17 protein-coding genes are annotated in these 15728 nt (G+C 53.0%); 6 read left to right on the top strand and 11 right to left on the bottom strand.

Annotation, left to right across the window (positions count from 1 at the left end; translation table 11 throughout):
• Both VMT71_00135 and VMT71_00130 read right to left on the bottom strand, forming a co-directional pair.
• Nucleotides 1–813 (bottom strand): hypothetical protein, encoded by an 813-nt coding sequence (locus VMT71_00135; protein HVN22347.1) that lies wholly within the window; start codon nt 811–813, stop codon nt 1–3.
• 605 nt (nt 814–1418) lie between these two features.
• Nucleotides 1419–2381: an AEC family transporter gene (locus VMT71_00130; protein HVN22346.1), complete on the bottom strand. Its 963-nt coding sequence runs from the start codon at nt 2379–2381 to the stop codon at nt 1419–1421.
• A 149-nt stretch (nt 2382–2530) separates the two neighbouring features.
• On the opposite strand from VMT71_00130, the gene VMT71_00125 reads away from it, so the two are divergent.
• The 4 genes from VMT71_00125 (at nt 2531) to VMT71_00110 (ending at nt 7287) form a co-directional block, all read left to right on the top strand.
• Nucleotides 2531–3910 carry an FAD-linked oxidase C-terminal domain-containing protein gene (locus VMT71_00125; GenBank protein HVN22345.1) on the top strand — a complete coding sequence of 460 codons (1380 nt, stop codon included), beginning with the start codon at nt 2531–2533 and terminating at the stop codon, nt 3908–3910.
• A 13-nt stretch (nt 3911–3923) separates the two neighbouring features.
• On the top strand, nt 3924–5192 hold the full coding sequence (locus VMT71_00120; GenBank protein HVN22344.1) for a (Fe-S)-binding protein: 1269 nt from the start codon (nt 3924–3926) through the stop codon (nt 5190–5192).
• 59 nt (nt 5193–5251) lie between these two features.
• Entirely contained in the window at nt 5252–6829 is a 1578-nt protein-coding gene (locus VMT71_00115; protein HVN22343.1) for an AMP-binding protein, read from the top strand.
• Nucleotides 6830–7056: 227 nt separating this feature from the next.
• On the top strand, nt 7057–7287 hold the full coding sequence (locus VMT71_00110; protein ID HVN22342.1) for a hypothetical protein: 231 nt from the start codon (nt 7057–7059) through the stop codon (nt 7285–7287).
• A 135-nt stretch (nt 7288–7422) separates the two neighbouring features.
• On the opposite strand, the gene VMT71_00105 is transcribed toward VMT71_00110, so the two are convergent.
• Both VMT71_00105 and bioB read right to left on the bottom strand, forming a co-directional pair.
• Nucleotides 7423–8115, bottom strand: a complete 693-nt coding sequence (locus VMT71_00105; protein HVN22341.1) for an RsmE family RNA methyltransferase — start codon at nt 8113–8115, stop codon at nt 7423–7425.
• A gap of 2 nt (nt 8116–8117) precedes the next feature.
• The gene (bioB, locus tag VMT71_00100; GenBank protein ID HVN22340.1) at nt 8118–9104 is read right to left on the bottom strand and encodes a biotin synthase BioB; all 987 of its coding nucleotides are present in this window, start codon (nt 9102–9104) and stop codon (nt 8118–8120) included.
• A gap of 250 nt (nt 9105–9354) precedes the next feature.
• On the opposite strand from bioB, the gene VMT71_00095 reads away from it, so the two are divergent.
• Complete coding sequence (locus tag VMT71_00095; GenBank protein HVN22339.1) at nt 9355–9522, top strand: hypothetical protein; 168 nt, start codon at nt 9355–9357, stop codon at nt 9520–9522.
• 15 nt (nt 9523–9537) lie between these two features.
• On the opposite strand, the gene VMT71_00090 is transcribed toward VMT71_00095, so the two are convergent.
• The 3 genes from VMT71_00090 to VMT71_00080 are packed head-to-tail and all read right to left on the bottom strand — an operon-like array spanning nt 9538 to nt 12865.
• A complete protein-coding gene (locus VMT71_00090; GenBank protein ID HVN22338.1) occupies nt 9538–10425 on the bottom strand; it encodes a DUF72 domain-containing protein in 888 nt (295 codons plus the stop codon).
• 55 nt (nt 10426–10480) lie between these two features.
• The gene (locus VMT71_00085; GenBank protein ID HVN22337.1) at nt 10481–11521 is read right to left on the bottom strand and encodes a trypsin-like peptidase domain-containing protein; all 1041 of its coding nucleotides are present in this window, start codon (nt 11519–11521) and stop codon (nt 10481–10483) included.
• A 51-nt stretch (nt 11522–11572) separates the two neighbouring features.
• Nucleotides 11573–12865, bottom strand: a complete 1293-nt coding sequence (locus tag VMT71_00080) for a M48 family metallopeptidase (protein ID HVN22336.1) — start codon at nt 12863–12865, stop codon at nt 11573–11575.
• A gap of 79 nt (nt 12866–12944) precedes the next feature.
• On the opposite strand from VMT71_00080, the gene metG reads away from it, so the two are divergent.
• Nucleotides 12945–13274: a methionine--tRNA ligase subunit beta gene (gene metG / locus VMT71_00075; GenBank protein ID HVN22335.1), complete on the top strand. Its 330-nt coding sequence runs from the start codon at nt 12945–12947 to the stop codon at nt 13272–13274.
• Between the two features lie 75 nt (nt 13275–13349).
• On the opposite strand, the gene VMT71_00070 is transcribed toward metG, so the two are convergent.
• From VMT71_00070 to VMT71_00055, 4 genes are all read right to left on the bottom strand, one after another.
• Nucleotides 13350–13562, bottom strand: a complete 213-nt coding sequence (locus VMT71_00070) for a dodecin family protein (protein ID HVN22334.1) — start codon at nt 13560–13562, stop codon at nt 13350–13352.
• A gap of 199 nt (nt 13563–13761) precedes the next feature.
• Nucleotides 13762–14673: a GGDEF domain-containing protein gene (locus VMT71_00065; GenBank protein ID HVN22333.1), complete on the bottom strand. Its 912-nt coding sequence runs from the start codon at nt 14671–14673 to the stop codon at nt 13762–13764.
• A gap of 135 nt (nt 14674–14808) precedes the next feature.
• Nucleotides 14809–15225: a secondary thiamine-phosphate synthase enzyme YjbQ gene (locus VMT71_00060; protein HVN22332.1), complete on the bottom strand. Its 417-nt coding sequence runs from the start codon at nt 15223–15225 to the stop codon at nt 14809–14811.
• A 93-nt stretch (nt 15226–15318) separates the two neighbouring features.
• Nucleotides 15319–15728 (bottom strand): hypothetical protein (locus tag VMT71_00055; GenBank protein HVN22331.1); only part of this gene is annotated, 410 nt, incomplete at its 5' end.

Genomic DNA, 15728 nt, shown 5'->3' with positions numbered 1-15728 from the left:
TTATGGAGTATTCTCACTGCTAACCTCCGTACCTCCCGTTTCTACATTTTGTAGAAGGATCGTGTTTGTGTTGGCATTTGTATTCTGAAGAGCATTGGGACTCTCATAGAAAACAATTTTGGGGGACGAGGCTTGTTGTGTTGCAGCCTGAGTTGTCGTGCCAGTCGTCTGCGCGGACTGAGTGACAGCGGTTGCATCTTGCACCACCGTGGTGCTCCCTTCGGTGAGAATCAATGTCTCTGCCGCGGCTCGCATCACCCCGAATTTTCCTCTCTGGCAAATGACCTGCGTCTCTTTGCCGTCATGGGTAATGATCCCGCTTATTTCGCTTTTTGCCGTCTGGCGGACATTCTCCACCATGCCTGGTACGCGCTGCACCACCACGGACGTGCTGGGGGTCGCGACGAAGAGTCCCATCCCCTCGTATATCCTGAAGGCCACTGTACCCAGCTGGAGCCGCATCGAATAATTGCCAGTGACCCCATTGACGACGAGTTCGGTTTTCTTGCCGAGTTCGAAGCTTGCCCTGTCTTTCATGGTTACGGACATCGTGCCGTCTTCCGTCTTCAGCACGGTCCCATCGGTTATTGGATAGGTCTTCTCATCGACAGGTATCCAGCGGTCAACGTTCCCCGCTTTCATTGATGCTTTGCCCAGAGCGACAGTAGTTCCCAGAACCCTGGGAGCACTGTCCGTCGCCAACGCGAGCGCGCTATACATAAGAAAAGCTATTCCCATCAGGAGGATGAAAGCGCCATCCAATCTCATGCTGCCTATCAAGTCCCTTTTTCTATGGCTATTGGTTTCAACCATCCGAGTTCCCTTTCAACTTTTTATCGGACCAACAAAAAGAAGCTTAAGAAAAAAGTTTTAGGAGGCTCGCTTGGCGGACAGGCTACCGCCGCTGGATGTGCTGGACATCCTGAAATTACAGGCCTTGGAGCCATGGTACACATTGACTTAAACCGAAGGGTTTAGTCCTACATATCCGGCTGAAACATCTTCGGCCAGTGAGGACACAGCAATTCATATGCCAGATAGCCTCTAAGGCATGATAATGGAAGGTCATATTCAGCAGAAAGCCCATCTACAGTGATTATCGGACGATTTCGGCGTCACCTAACTGTGCCAAGGATTAGCCAAAAGGCTAGTCAGGGCATTTTTACTGTTTTGCACAGAAATTTGACGCCTGCACTGGCAAAAACCGCGATGTGAATCGGTAAGAAAGCGCTGCCTGAACTAGGAAAAAAGTACCGGGAAGGGCAGGAAATTAATGTGGCAGGTAAAATATGAATAAGGTTGAGGAAAGCATAAAGTAAAATCGAGAAGAGTCAGTTATACCTCTATACCTCAACCTGCTTTATGTTTTTTCTGCTTTTCGGCGTTTACCTTTACCTTCTTTATCATCTTCCTAATCTTTACCCTAATCCTAAAACCACTGCCCACCCCATGTAGGTGAAGAGCGATAGGGCCGTGGAAAGGGTCACGGAGTTGGAGGCAAGTTCGCCATCTCCTCCCAGTTGTCCTGCCATGATGTAGGCCAGAGTCGCGACCGGGGTTGCCAGCAGGATGATACTCGTAGACGCGTACCCGAGAGGAAGCCCCAACATCTTCACAAGACCGATCGCGAGGCCAGGCAGAAAAACGAGCTTCATGAAACAGATGAGCAGCCCGAGCCGCCATGACGTCCTGGCGCTGGCGAGTGTTAAAGAAGCCCCTATTGTTATAAGCGCCAAAGGTAAAGCGATGTTAGCAAGAACTGCCATGCTCTTCATGACGAGGGCCGGCATCGGCAATCCCAGATATGCAACGCAAATCCCTGCGACCGAGGATATAATGACAGGATTTTTTGCTATAGATACCAGAGGCCTCACGGCGTGCCGCTCCGAGGCTGATGCTGCAATAGAAAGTATAATGGAGGAGAGCAGGTTCGTTGTGAGCACGAGGAACCCCACGATGATGCTCCCCTGCCTGAATGCATCCTCCCCCAGCATATAGAAGACCACGGCCAACCCTATATAGCTCACATTGCCATGATAGGTGCCTTGCACGAAGGTGCCGAACCGACCTCCCCTGAGGCCCGCTATACGCCCGACGCAGCATCCGATGAAGAAGACAGCTACCGTGGGAAGAACTGCGGAGAGGATCAGAGCAAAGGAAAAGGAGTGCAAACCGGACTTCGCGACGCCGGTGAAGATAAGGACCGGCAAACTGAAATAGTATACGAAACGGTTGGCTTCAACGAAGAACTCATCCTTGAAAAGGCGAGCCTGTTTGATCGAACATCCCAGGAGTATGATGAGGAATATGGGCGCAATCGTTTCAAAGAGAGCCATGCCGAAAATTACCCGGCGCTCCTTGATTTTGTCAAGGCTTTTCATAATTTTTGCCCCAAGGGGGTGGTCGAGTATTCCCCCAGAGATGTATACAAAATTTCCGGAAAGAGGTCGCTTATTTTCTTGACAAAGAATTCTAGAAACGCTACAAAGTAACAGGGTTATCAGCGTAAAAAACGTTGAAGGGGGATGGCATGATTAAGGAATCCGTGGTACAGGGACTCAAAAAGATTGTAGGGGAGGAGAATGTTCTGACGTCCAAAGAGGCGCTCAAGGCGTATTCGTACGATGGTACAACAAGTTGGATACACGAACCTGATGTCGTGGTCTTTCCGACGAGCACCCAGCACGTGGCGGATATCGTGACCCTTGCCAACGCTGAAAAAACCCCCGTGACTCCGAGGGGAGGCGGCACCAACGTGAGCGGCGGCTCCATTCCTATTAAGGGCGGCATTGTTCTCTGCACAACCAAGATGAACAAGATCCTGAAGATCGACAAGGAGAACCTCACGGCCACCGTAGAGCCGGGCGTGGTTCTGATGGACCTCACCATGCGGCTCGCCAAGGAAGGGCTCTTTTTTCCGCCGGACCCGCAGAGTTTTCTGGGCGCTACGCTGGGAGGCGTCATCGCAGAGAATGGCGGTGGGCCGGCCTGCGTCAAGTACGGCGTGACCAAGCAATACGTGCTCGGCCTCGAAATAGTGCTCCCTACGGGAAAAGTAATTCATGTCGGCGGCCGGACCCTCAAGAATGTGGTCGGCTATGACCTAACTATGCTCTTTGTCAGTTCTGAAGGCACGCTTGGCGTAGTTACCAAGGCCGAGTTGAAGCTGAACCCGCTTCCCCCGGCAAAGAAGACGATCATGGCAGTGTACGATGATGTTGCCGTGGCTGGTGAGAGCGTTTTTAGGGTGCTGGAAAACGGCGTTATCCCCGACAAGATCGAGCTGCTTGATAACTGGGTGATTAACAGGATTGAAGAGATGATGCCCATGGGCCTGCCCAAAGAGGCGGACGCAGTTCTGCTTTTTGAGACAGATGGCATACCTGAAGCAGTTGCAAAGGAGACTGAAAAGATTGTCGAAATTACAAAGAAGTATGGTGCCCGCGACGTGAGGGTGGCGAAGGATCAAGCTGAGGCTGACAAATACTGGATGGCGCGACGGGCCGGGTTCGCGGCCGTGTTTGGAAAGGCCCCGACGGTACTGGCTGAGGATGTCACGGTACCACGAGGGCAGATTCCTAACCTGATCAAGCGGTGCAAAGAGCTGGCTAAAAAACATAACGTGGAGATCGTGGTGCTGGGCCACGCCGGCGACGGGAATTTACACCCTTCAATCATGAGCGACGAAAAAAACAAAGAGCTTCACGAGAGGGCGCTCAAAGCGATGGACGAAATAATAGAATCAGCAGTTGAATTCGGCGGTGTGCTGTCAGGCGAGCACGGCATAGGCCTCGAGAAGGCCAAGTTTCTCAGGCGCACTATGGAACCGGCGGTGATCGATCTGATGAAGGGCATCAAGGGCCTTGTTGACCCGAACAACATCATGAACCCCGGCAAAATCTGGGAATAGGGGGAGCGCCGCCATGAGGGACCTTAAAGAGCTGAAGAAAGTAGAAAAGTTCGCAGACCAGTGCATGAAATGCGGTTTCTGCGCATATTTCTGCCCTGTGTACCAGGAAGAGCACGTGGAAACAGGCCTGGCGCGCGGCAAGAACTACCTCACGAAACTCGTGCTCAAGGGAGAGCAGGAATTCACCAAAGAGATGGGGGAGATCATAGGCAAGTGCCTGCTCTGCAAACGTTGCGTGGTGAACTGCCCGGCCAAGTCGCAGATCGATCGCGTCGTAGTTGGAGCGCGTGCCCAGATGGTGAAGGACAAAGGGCTTCCTTTCATCAAGAATTTCGCGTTCCGCAAAGTGATGGCCAACAGAAAGACATTCGGCCGTTACGTGAAGCTTGCTTCAAAATTCCAGTGGCTTTTCCCCAAAGGGGAGGGCAACATACGCCATCTGCCTGATTTCATGAAGGCACTGGGCCAGGGCAGGCACATACCTGCGATCGCAAAGACCTTTCTCAGGGAGCAGGTCAAGGAGGTAAACAAACCGCAAACAGGGGGGCAGCCCAAGATGAGAGTGGGCTATTTCATGGGCTGCGCCACTGATTTTATCTATCCGGAGATCGGACTGAAACTCATCGACTTCCTGACGAAACGCGGGATCGAAGTGGTAGTGCCTAAAGAGCAGAACTGTTGCGGTGCAGCCATCTATTTCAGCGGTGACATGGAAACAGGACGAATACTCGCCGCAGACAACATCAAGGCCTTTAAGGATCTGGATTATGTCTTGACCGCATGCGGCACATGCAGTTCGACCCTGAAAGATTACAAGGTATATCTGCCTGATAACGAGCAGCAGCAGAAGGAGTACGAAGAGTTCGCGAAGAAGATAAAAGATGTCACCGAGTTCGTGGTGGATGTACTCAAACTGGGACCGGAAGATTTCAAATTAAGAAAGGAGTTCGAAGGGAAGACCGCGACCTGGCATGACCCGTGCCATCTGGTAAGATACCAGAACATAAAGGACCAGCCGAGGGCGATCTTGAAGTCGCTCAAAGGGTTGAAGTACGCGGAGATGCCGAACGCCGACATGTGCTGCGGTATGGGTGGTTCCTTTAGCGTCTATCATTACGATCTTACCAAGAAGATTGCGGATAAAAAGATGGACGGCATCAAGGCAACAGGTGCGGATATCGTGGTGACGGCGTGCCCGGGATGCATGATCAACCTCATCGACAACGTTGCGCGGAGCAAGATGCCGCAGCGCGTGTACCACATCCTGGAGCTTGTTGAGTAGCGAGATCGGGCTAAGGGGTAACCAATTTCATAAATACTATTCGAGGAGGAGGGGTGGCTATGAAGTTCGGAAACTGGATGACGGCAAAAGATGTGTTGAGGGTGAACGCCTTCAAGTGGCCGAACAAGGTCGGCTGCAAGGACTTGAACAAGCAGTTCACGTTCAAGCAGTGGAATGAGCGCTCAGCCAGACTGGCGAACGCGCTGGCCAAGATGGGCATGAAGAAGGGTGACCGGTTTGCGGTTCTTGGGTACAACTGCGTTGAGTGGATGGAGATCTACGCGGCAGCGGCAAAAGGCGGGTATATTTGCGTCCCGCTTATGTTTAGGCTTGCACCCGTGGAGATGGAGTACATCACCAATCACTGCGAGGCAAAGGTCTTCATCGTGCAGGATCAATGGGTCGAGCATGTTAACGGCATGAAGAAGAACCTCCCGACGGTGGAGAAGTATATTTCGTTTGCCGTTGACAATCAGAAGTTTGACGGATATCTCTCCTACGAGGACGTCATCGCCGCGGCCAGCCCTGAGGAACCGGATGTAAAGGTAACGGCGGAGGATGTCTGGGTTATCATGTACACGGGTGGAACTACAGGAAAGCCGAAGGGCGTCATGAAGACCCACGCGTCTCTCTTTGCGCAGTATTTCATCATGATCTTTGACCACCAGTTTGAATTCGATGACACAAATCTCCTGGTCATGCCCTGCTGCCACGTGAACTCGCTCTTCTACTCCTTCACCGTGACCTGGGTTGGCGGATGCGTGATGGCGTACAACATGGTCAGTTTCAATCCTGAAGATCTACTCAGGACGTTCCAGGACCACAAGGTCACGTTTACGTCCCTTGTGCCTACCCACTACATCATGATGCTTGCCCTGCCCGATGAGGTGAAAAAGAAATACGATTTGACCGGCGTGAAAAAGCTGCTCTGCTCGTCAGCGCCGGCGCGCAGGGATACGAAACTCGGCATCCTCAAAATGTTCCCTAATTCTCAGCTTTACGAAGCATATGGTTCCACCGAGGCGGGTATTGTCACGGTTCTCAAACCACACGAACAGCTGAACAAGCTTGGCTCCATCGGCCGCGAAGTGATGGGTACGGACATCATTGAGCTGTACGATGATGATGGTAAGCTTGTCACCGAGCCGAACAAGGTCGGAGAGCTCTACTCCCGTAGCCCGATGCTCTTCGAAGGCTACTGGAAAGATCCTGAAAAGACTGCCGCTGCGATGAAGGGGGAATACTTCAGCGCGGGCGACATGGCCTTCAGAGATGAAGACGGCTATTACACCCTGGTTGACAGGAAGGCAAACATGATCATCTCTGGCGGCGAGAACGTCTTCCCGTCTGAAGTGGAGAACGTCATTGGCGGGTTTGCCGCTGTGAAAGACGTCGCTGTCATCGGAACCCCGCATGAGAAATGGGGAGAGCAGGTGACGGCAATTGTTGTGCTGCACGAGGGCAAGACGGCCACGGAGAAGGATATCAGCGAGCACTGCAGAGGCAAGATAGCGGGCTACAAAATACCGAGGAAGGTGTTCTTCATAAAGGATGAGGAGATGCCGAGGTCGGGCGCGGGCAAGATCCTTCACAGAATCCTGAGGGAGCGCTACGGCCACTGGAAAGATACAATGTAAGATAGCGGCGAACGGCTAATGGCTTACGGCTTGCCACCAGGCAAGCTGATGCACTGAGCACGGTACCAATCAGGGGCCAATCGTATGCGCGCGGTTGGCCCCTTCGTATGTAGATGTCTGGAAGGAGAAATGATGCGCAATAGGCGTATCAGAGCCGGTAGAACTGGGCTGATTCCGCACGCGAGCGGCTCCTTGAAAAGACATGTCAGGTGATATACAATGCTGGCATGCGTAGGGAGTATTCGCTCTATTTGAAAGTAGGTGATGAGGTTTTCCACAAGAAGGAAAGGCGCTGGGGTGCGGGTGTGGTGGTGGAGGAAAGACGATCCGAGGTGCCTGGCGGCTTCTGCTATGTCAGGATCAGCTTCAAGGATGGCAAGGTAAGGGTATTTGATAACAACTTCATGAGTGACTCCTGCTGCTATTACTGCGGCATTCGAAAAATAAGCGAAGAATAAGGCGGCAGAGCCGCCTAGGTTAAAGGATTGAGGCACAAGGTGCAAGGACAGAGGAGCAAGCCACGCGCTGAGAGATTCGGGTGCCGTCTAGTCGGGTTTTCTTTGAGCCATTAGCCTTGTTCCTTGGGCCTGTTTTCAAAGGTCTCCCCACACAAACTGGATGATTGATATGGCTGCGATGCTTGCGGTTTCACATCGGAGAATTCTGCCGCCTAGCCTGACCGGTGTGTAGCCATATGTGCGAGCGAGGGCTGCTTCTTCCCGGGTAAATCCGCCCTCAGGACCTGCCACAATCGTGATGCTTCCGACGTGCTTATCCACGAGGCCGTGTAGAGTATATAGTGCCTCTTTCTCGTAGAGCATCAGCTTCAGTTCGGCTTCTGACGCTGCGTTCAGCGCAGCAGCCAGATCGGTGCATTGCTCGATGCGAGGTATCACTCTCCTTCTCGACTGTTCTGCAGCTTTAGCAGCGATGGCGGCCCACCGATGAGTCTTGTCCTGGTGTTGCACTCGTTCGGAGAGCGTGATGCTTCTTGCCGATACACAGGGACGTATGATGGAGACGCCCAGCTCTGTAGCCTTCTGGATGATCAACTCCATCTTTTCTTTTTTTGGAAGTGCCTGGATAAGCGTGATGCTGATGTTGGACTCGCTGGGAGGTGACAACTCTTCGAATGGCCGCAGAGTAGCTATGCCGTCCACTATGTCGGTGATCCTGGCACGATATTCTGCATCACCTACCTGAACGGTCAGGATTGCGCCGATGCGCTGGCGGGGCAGAATGCTCAAGGGCAGCTTGATGTCTGAAGGAGGGCAGAGCTTACTCATGGTCACTGCTGTGAGACACCAGGGATGAGGCCGAGATCCCGGATCATTTCCATATCCAGCTGCGTGTCACGCCCCGTGGTTGTGAGATAGTTGCCGGTCATGAGCGAGTTGCAGCCGGCTACAAGGCACAGGGGGAGTAACTGCCTCAGGCTTTTTTCCTTTCCACCGCACAGCTTGATCTCTTTGTCCGGCAGGATGAATCTGAAGAGCGCCAGGGTCATCAATATTTCCAGTGGATGTAAGGCTGCCGTTTTTTCAAGCGGCGTACCTTGAATGGGATTGAGGATGTTCACTGGAACTGAATCGACATCCAGCTCTTTCAGAGTGAGTGCGAGTTCTATGCGGTGCTCCATCTGTTCCCCCAATCCGATTATACCACCAGAACAGACGGACAACCCTGCTTCTTTGGCCACCTTTACTGTCTTGACGTCCTCTTCGTATTCATGGGTCGAACAGATACGGTGAAAGAAACTCCTCGACGTCTCGAGGTTGTGATGGTACCGGTAGAGGCCTGCTCGCTTCAACGCGCGGGCTTGCTGCTCATTCAACATACCGAGGGATGCACAGGGTTTGATGCCCGAGCTTTTTATCTCGTTCACCGCTGCCGTAATCTGGCTCCATTCTTTCTCATTTCCAATCTCTGTACCACTTGTGACAATACCAAACATATGAGCGCCATCTTCCCTTGCTTTCCTTGCGCTCTCAACCATCTCATCTTTTGAGACAAGGGGATAGACCGGCGCATCAGTGCGATGATGTGCAGACTGGGCGCAGAAAGCGCAATTCTCCGGGCAGCGGCCCGATTTTGCATTGATGATCGCGCAGAGAGTGATCGTCTTCCCCTTAAAATGTTCCCTGATCTCCGAAGCTGCTGCCAGCACACCGAAGATACTATTCTTACCTAACTCGCAGAGCTGGTGCACCTCTTTCTCTTTCAAACCCCGTGCGGCAATGGCCTTCTCTTTGAGCGATGCTATTGTGTGTTTCACTTTCTCTCCTTTTCACACGTTGACAACGAAGTTGATTTAAGCGCATATCCCCGAATCTTGCGCGTTTCGGCGTCCAGATCCAAGAACGGCTTATACAATATCGGGGAACAACGGAGAAGTCAACCAATAATAGATAAAGGTTGACTGCGACGCTGCTCCGTTCGGGACCAACTGCTGTTCGCCGGTAGATTGTACGCCTGTTAAGGATTCAGAATGCAGGACGATAATAAAAGCGGGAGAAGGAGTACGTGTGAAACTACTCGTTATGGCGCTTTTACCCTTAGTCCTGCTGTCGCTCCTGATGGTGCGTCAATCGATTATCTATGTTGCGATTGGCGTACCCGTATTGCTTCTGTGGGCTCTCAGCGCTGTTGCCGCGTTGATACCCGGTAAGGTGCGGAGTGATCACGGAAGGTAATACCGAGTAACCGGACTAGTCTTTCTTCAAGAGTTCCTTGAGCCGCGTTGCGTTCGCAACGGCGTAGTTGCGGTGGCAGTTGTTGAACATCGCATATGTGGTCTTCGCAGTCTTGCCTGTAGATTCCAGGTGAGGGACGAATTCATACAATTCTTTGTCAGGGTAGGAGTACGCGTATCGTAACGAAGTCTCGACGTTCTTCTTGAGCCAGTTCTCTTTGTTGCGGCCGTGAAACCTGAAGTAGGCCGTTTCCGCAGTTGCGTGAGGAATGAAAGGAATAGTGCGCTGGTCGCCATATTGCGGCTCATCTGCGGTCACGTACGTGAGATCATGCCGTGCCAGAAACGCAAGTGTGTCAGGGGCTTTGTCGGGAGTAAGCCAGCTGCCGTGCCTGAATTCAACTGCAACGGGTAGCCCGTCCATCATCTCTTTGCATGCCAGAATATAATCTCTGCTGGAGCTAGAGCGCGTGAACCAGGGCGGAAATTGAAAGAGCATGAGACCAAGCTTTCCAGCTCTTCTCAAGGGCGCTAGTGCCTCTGTCTGCCGCTGGGCCAGCAGACGAAGGATTGAAGGTTCCTTGATGTACGTGTACCCCTTGCCACTGTCCTTTGCGACGAGGCCTTGCACGTCTTTAGGCAGCGTTCTAGTATCGATGTGATGGCCTGTAAGAGCTCCGTATACCTTGATGTGAAACGTGAAGTCGGGCTTAGTGCGCAGGTCCCAGAGCCAGGCTGTCTTCTGATCAGGTATGGCGTAATACGTCGAGTCCACCTCTACCGTGTCGAAGCGGGAAGCATAGTAACGGAGACGCGCCTCGGCGGTTTTCGCCTCGGGTGGATAGAACGCACCGCTTTGAATGAGAGTCTTTTCAGTCCAGGAGCAGATGCCGACGCGAAGCATGCGCCTAGTTTAGCACGCCATGAGAATGAGGTTCTATAGGGCGCGACCTCTTCCTCTACTCTGGCCGTTCCGCGGGCGTGATCTCTACCGCGAGTTTTTCAGTACCGCGCAATAACGTCATCCTTATGCTTTTATTCACCTTCTTCTGCGTGAGCTCGCGGTGCAGGTCGTCGATGGCGCCAATAGGCTTGTCGTCAAATCCTACTATGATGTCACCTTTGAGTAGTCCGGCCCTTTGAGCGGGACTGCCTTTTTCAATAGATTCAACGAGCACCCCGCTTTCGGCATGAAGCCGGTAGAAGCGCACCACTCTTCGGTGAAGCGGCACCGTCTGGCCGGCCACACCGATGTAGCTCCTTCTGATCCTTCCTTCTTTCATGAGACCCGCCACCACGAACTTTGCCGTGTTGACAGCGATGGCAAAACAGATTCCCTGGGCCGGGAGAATGACCGCAGTGTTGACGCCGATCACTTCGCCGCTGGACGTGACCAGTGGACCCCCGGAACTCCCGGGATTAAGAGCGGCATCGGTCTGGATCACGTCATCTATCAGCCTGCCGGACTGTGATCTGAGAGAGCGTCCTAGGGCGCTGATGACCCCTGCTGTAACCGTTGAGTAAAAGCCGTAGGGATTTCCGAGGGCAATTACCAACTGCCCCACGCGCAGCGGAGAGGAATCTCCCAGAGCGGCTGCACTGAGATTCGGCGCATCGATCCGGATTACCGCCAGATCGGTGTCAGGGTCATCTCCCACCATGTAAGCCGGGTAGCCACGTCCATCCGAAAGAGTCACCCCTACGGAGACCGCACGGTGCACCACGTGACTATTGGTGAGGATAAACCCGTCCGGGGTAAAGATAAAGCCAGAACCACTCCCCTGCAGTTCGTCGGGTTCGCCTCTGCCGCTGATTCGGTGGAGGATACGTTGCTTTACGTCGATCTTGACAACGCTGGGCGCTATCTTCTCCACTGCGCCGGTCACCGCGCGTGAATAAGCATCAAGGAGATTGTCGTCCTGCCCACGGGGTACTCTCTGTACGTTATTTTCCAAGGGTGTCGCCGGATCTCCGGATACGAGTCGGATTCTTTTCTTCATAGGGTCACTATAAGCATTTTGTATACAAAAAGCTAGGGGTATGGACGTGGGTCACGTGACCCGTGAACCATACCCTTTGTTTTCCGCTTCGCGGAGCACACGGATCCTCTCGAGAACAGGGGGGTGGGAGTAATGGAACATAACGTACAGGGGGTGAGGATGGAGATTGGAGAGGTTGTCTTTTGACAGTTTAGCAAGGGCGCTGATCAGGTCCGGCGCACCGGCACCGGTATCCGTCATGAGTTCAAGCGAGAAGAAATCCGCCTCTTTCTCCATGCGTCGCGTGAAAGCCATTATCAACGGATACACCAGCAAGAGCACCATGCTTGCCAGGAAAGCGGCCAGGGTGATGCGGGAGAAGAAAGTGTCCACGTTGATCCGGAATAGCGTGCTGAGGAGACCGGTTTTCGTGATCTGGAAGAGAAGATAGAGACCGGCAAGAGAGAAAGCCTGCAGCACGAGCATGTTCTTAAGGAGGTGATGGCGCTTCCAGTGGCCAATCTCGTGGGCCAGCACGGCAAGAGTCTCTCCATGGCTCATACCGGTAAGGAGGGTATCGAAGAGGACAATGCGCTTTGCTCTTCCCAATCCGGTGAAATAAGCGTTGCTATGTCTCGTCCTTTTCGAGGCGTCCATTTTGAGCACTTTTCGTGCGCTGATGCCTGCCTTTAGCGCAAGAAGGATGATGCGCTCCCTTAAGGTCTCATCCTCCAGCGGTGTGAACTTGTTGAAGAGGGGCTCTATCACGTAGGGCGATATATAGTTCAATAGAAGCGTGAACGAGCAGATAACAACCCAGAACCAGAACCACCAGTAGGCGGGGCTCTGACTGATCAGCCACAGGGCCGGAAAGACAAGGATGGAGAGAATCAGTGTCGAGAGGATGAGCTCTTTGGCAAGGTCGAAAAGCCAGAGCCTGACCGTGGTTGTGGCAAAACCGTATCGCCGTTCCAGCCGGAACACAGTGAGCAGGCGAAAGGGCGTCGAGAGTACCTGTTCCGCGAACGACAGGATAAGAAAGAATACCCAGCCCGCAAGCAAGAAGGGAAGATGGAGGCTCGCGACCCATGAATTGTATCTATCGAGCAAGCCGCCGAAAAAGAATGTGATCAGCACAAGACTCATGAAGACGGATTCTGCCACGCCGAGTCTTGTCCGGTCGATCATATAAGACTGACTCTTGTCGAGCAACGCCGCGTCAAACGAGCCTTCGAGGCCGGTGGGCACGCTGCCGCCATGCATTCTCATGAATCTGATGTTGAGCCACTCGAGTAAATACTTGAAGATCTGGATAAGTACATAGGCTGAGAGAACACACCACAGGTAGGGACTATCCTTTAACAAATTGAAACCTCATCTGGTATAATAGAACATCGACTGGCGCCATCCAACGAACCTATATTCTTGAAAAGAGGAGCACGCAATGGAGAATATATCATTTGACCTTTTTAAGCAGATCGACTTGCGCGTCGCAGAAATAAAAGCCTGTGATGATGTGCCGGGTGCGGACAGGCTTTACAGGCTGACGATAGACATGGGTGAAGAAAGGCAGATTGTAGCCGGCATAAAGGCTCATTACACCAGGGAAGAACTTATCGGCAAGAAAATCGCTGTGGTCGCCAACCTTGAGCCGCGAACAATCAGGGGGCTCACATCGCACGGGATGCTGCTCGCGGCGTCTGATTCAGAAAAGAAATCGGTCGTTCTTCTCACTACCGAAAAAGAAATCCCTAACGGCAGCTCAATTTCCTAGCTGCCACCCCGGTGTAAGAGAAGGCGGGGCAAGAGTTACTCTGGCCCCGCGCCTCCGCAAGAAAATAATGCACTATTATTCGCCGTGATACTTAAAAGATAAGTTGAGCCTTATTCTAAAAGCACTGACCTTGCCGTTCTCGATCGCCACATCCATCTTTATGACCTCGGCTATGCGCAGGTCTTCCAGCGATTTGGAAGCGGTTTCGATTGCATTTTTGGTCGCCTCTTCCCATGAATTTTTGCTCGTGCCAACGATCTCAATGATCTTATACACGCTCCCGTCCATGATGCCCTCCTCACAGGGTAATGTGGCGCTCTTACGAGCAGCCGGTTTGTGATTGAATTTTAACACGGCCGCGTCATATGTCAATCATTAAATGAGTGCCTAAATGAGTGACGGGATCGCTGGTAAGATATTGCACATGTCGGGGCCCGCTGGGGGCGGGTTCTTCTGACCACGTGAGCGCGCAGGACGCGCGGCTGCGTCAGACTGCTATTTTCGCGGACTCCTGGTTTCTCGACCTCAATTTTTGCCGGTACATCGCCTGGTCTGCCCTTTTCACGAGGGTTTCCACCGTATCTCCCGGCTGTGCAAGTGTTGCCCCCAGAGAGAGCGCTACGCCTATTCTCTCGGTTCCAACATGGAGTGAAGATCTCGCAACCAGAGTGCGAAGCTTGTACGCCACTCTGTGAAGGGTTTGATCGTTTACGTTGACGATTATGGCGAGGAATTCCTCGCCACCCCACCGCGCCATGACATCAAACGAACGCGAGTTTGCCTGCAGAGTTCTTGCAACCATCTTCAACACCTGATCGCCGACATCATGACCATAGGTATCGTTTATTGTTTTGAAAAGGTTTATATCCATGAAAACTACTCCGAAGGTCCAGCCGTACCGGATCATCTGGTCAAGCATGCCCCGCAGCGTCTCGGTGGCATAGCGCCTGTTAGCCAGCCCCGTGAGGGGATCGAGCAGCGCATCCTTCTGGAGCTCTGCTATCTTCTGCCGGAGGGCCACCCTTTCCGAGTTGTCCGTGAATATTTCCACGGCTCCTGTGAGGTTGCGGTCGGGATCGAAGATCGGCAACACGCGCAGAGAAACGGGTAAACGATGGCCGCTCCTGTGCCGCAGATAGACCTCAGCCTCATGCGGCAAACCGTCTTTCATTGACTTCTGCAGGGGGCAGCCTTCAGAACACAATACGGTGCCGCGGTCATCAACATGCACCAGAAGGTCGTCCGGACAGCGCTTCCCCAGGATATCGGCGGCTGCATAACCTGTCAGGTTCTCGGCGCCTTTATTCCAATATGTCATCCTCCGGTCCAGGTCTACGAAATAGATTCCCTCACGGATATTATCCATAACCTTGCTGAACAATTCGTCATTTATTGTCATGCGAGAAACCCTGCCTATGATTTTAAGAAGGGGCGAAAACTGCAAGCCGCCCGGCACCGTAGTGGTCATGCACAATCTGTACCACGAAAGGAAAGGGTTCAACGCGGCAAGAGATTATGCGAGAGAGCCTGTAGTTCACTCTCCGATAATCTTGACCAGCACTCTCTTCTTTCGCCTGCCGTCAAACTCACCGTAAAAAATCTGTTCCCACGGCCCGAAGTCGAGCTTCCCGCTTGTCACAGCGACCACTACTTCACGCCCCATCACGGAACGCTTCAGGTGCGCATCGGCATTTTCTTCGCCAACGTTGTGGCGGTAATGCGCAACAGGTTCGTGAGGCGCCAGCTTCTCCAGCCACACCTCGAAGTCACGATGGAGGCCCGATTCATCATCGTTGATAAAAACAGAGGCCGTTATGTGCATTGCGTTGCAGAGAAGCAGGCCTTCTCGGATGCCGCTCTCGCGGAGACACTCCTCCACCTCTCCTGTGATGTTTAGAAAGGCCAACCTTGTGGGAGTGTTAAACCACAACTCTTTCCGATAACTCTTCATTCGACCTCCTCGTTCTCGTGGTGTACTATAGCGCAGCATGCAAGAGACTGCCAAAGCGAGAGTGCTGGTTCCGCTTGACCGGTTACTGTTCGATCATGTGAGCTGGAACACGGTGATTTCCGGCGGTGCATTGAGCCTGATGGGAGTGAACGTTGTGCCGATCCCTCGATTGACGTAAAGGCGCGACTCGCCGATACGGAAGAGCCCCTCAACATATCGAGTTCGCAAGTGCGCCAGGCTGAGGGCCACGCCAGGAAGGCTCAGCTTGATTTGACCGCCATGCCAGTGTCCCGCCAGCGTCAGTGGTATGCGGCGCTCTGCGGCCTGCGGGAAGATTTCCGGGCGATGAGAGAGTAGCAGGGTGGGAATATCGGGACGGAGGCCCTGGAGGGCGGCTTCAAGGTCGGGATGGCCCGTGCGAAGGTCGTCGATCCCTGCGACCGCAAACAAGCCTTCGGTACCCCTGATTACCTGATGCGCATTCACAAGAAGCGATATCCGGT

The sequence above is a fragment of the Syntrophorhabdales bacterium genome (assembly GCA_035541455.1).
In the GTDB taxonomy this organism is placed as follows: domain Bacteria; phylum Desulfobacterota; class Syntrophorhabdia; order Syntrophorhabdales; family WCHB1-27; genus JADGQN01.
This window is presented reverse-complemented; position numbering and strand designations above follow the sequence as displayed.

Excerpts from the sequence above, each read along its gene's own strand:
- VMT71_00135 (HVN22347.1), bottom strand. The coding sequence starts at position 813 with ATGGTTGAAACCAATAGCCATAGAAAAAGGGACTTGATAGGCAGCATG.
- VMT71_00130 (HVN22346.1), bottom strand. The coding sequence starts at position 2,381 with ATGAAAAGCCTTGACAAAATCAAGGAGCGCCGGGTAATTTTCGGCATG.
- VMT71_00125 (HVN22345.1), top strand. The coding sequence starts at position 2,531 with ATGATTAAGGAATCCGTGGTACAGGGACTCAAAAAGATTGTAGGGGAG.
- VMT71_00120 (HVN22344.1), top strand. The coding sequence starts at position 3,924 with ATGAGGGACCTTAAAGAGCTGAAGAAAGTAGAAAAGTTCGCAGACCAG.
- VMT71_00115 (HVN22343.1), top strand. The coding sequence starts at position 5,252 with ATGAAGTTCGGAAACTGGATGACGGCAAAAGATGTGTTGAGGGTGAAC.
- VMT71_00110 (HVN22342.1), top strand. The coding sequence starts at position 7,057 with ATGCGTAGGGAGTATTCGCTCTATTTGAAAGTAGGTGATGAGGTTTTC.
- VMT71_00105 (HVN22341.1), bottom strand. The coding sequence starts at position 8,115 with ATGAGTAAGCTCTGCCCTCCTTCAGACATCAAGCTGCCCTTGAGCATT.
- VMT71_00090 (HVN22338.1), bottom strand. The coding sequence starts at position 10,425 with ATGCTTCGCGTCGGCATCTGCTCCTGGACTGAAAAGACTCTCATTCAA.
- VMT71_00085 (HVN22337.1), bottom strand. The coding sequence starts at position 11,521 with ATGAAGAAAAGAATCCGACTCGTATCCGGAGATCCGGCGACACCCTTG.
- metG (HVN22335.1), top strand. The coding sequence starts at position 12,945 with ATGGAGAATATATCATTTGACCTTTTTAAGCAGATCGACTTGCGCGTC.
- VMT71_00070 (HVN22334.1), bottom strand. The coding sequence starts at position 13,562 with ATGGACGGGAGCGTGTATAAGATCATTGAGATCGTTGGCACGAGCAAA.
- VMT71_00065 (HVN22333.1), bottom strand. The coding sequence starts at position 14,673 with ATGACAATAAATGACGAATTGTTCAGCAAGGTTATGGATAATATCCGT.
- VMT71_00060 (HVN22332.1), bottom strand. The coding sequence starts at position 15,225 with ATGAAGAGTTATCGGAAAGAGTTGTGGTTTAACACTCCCACAAGGTTG.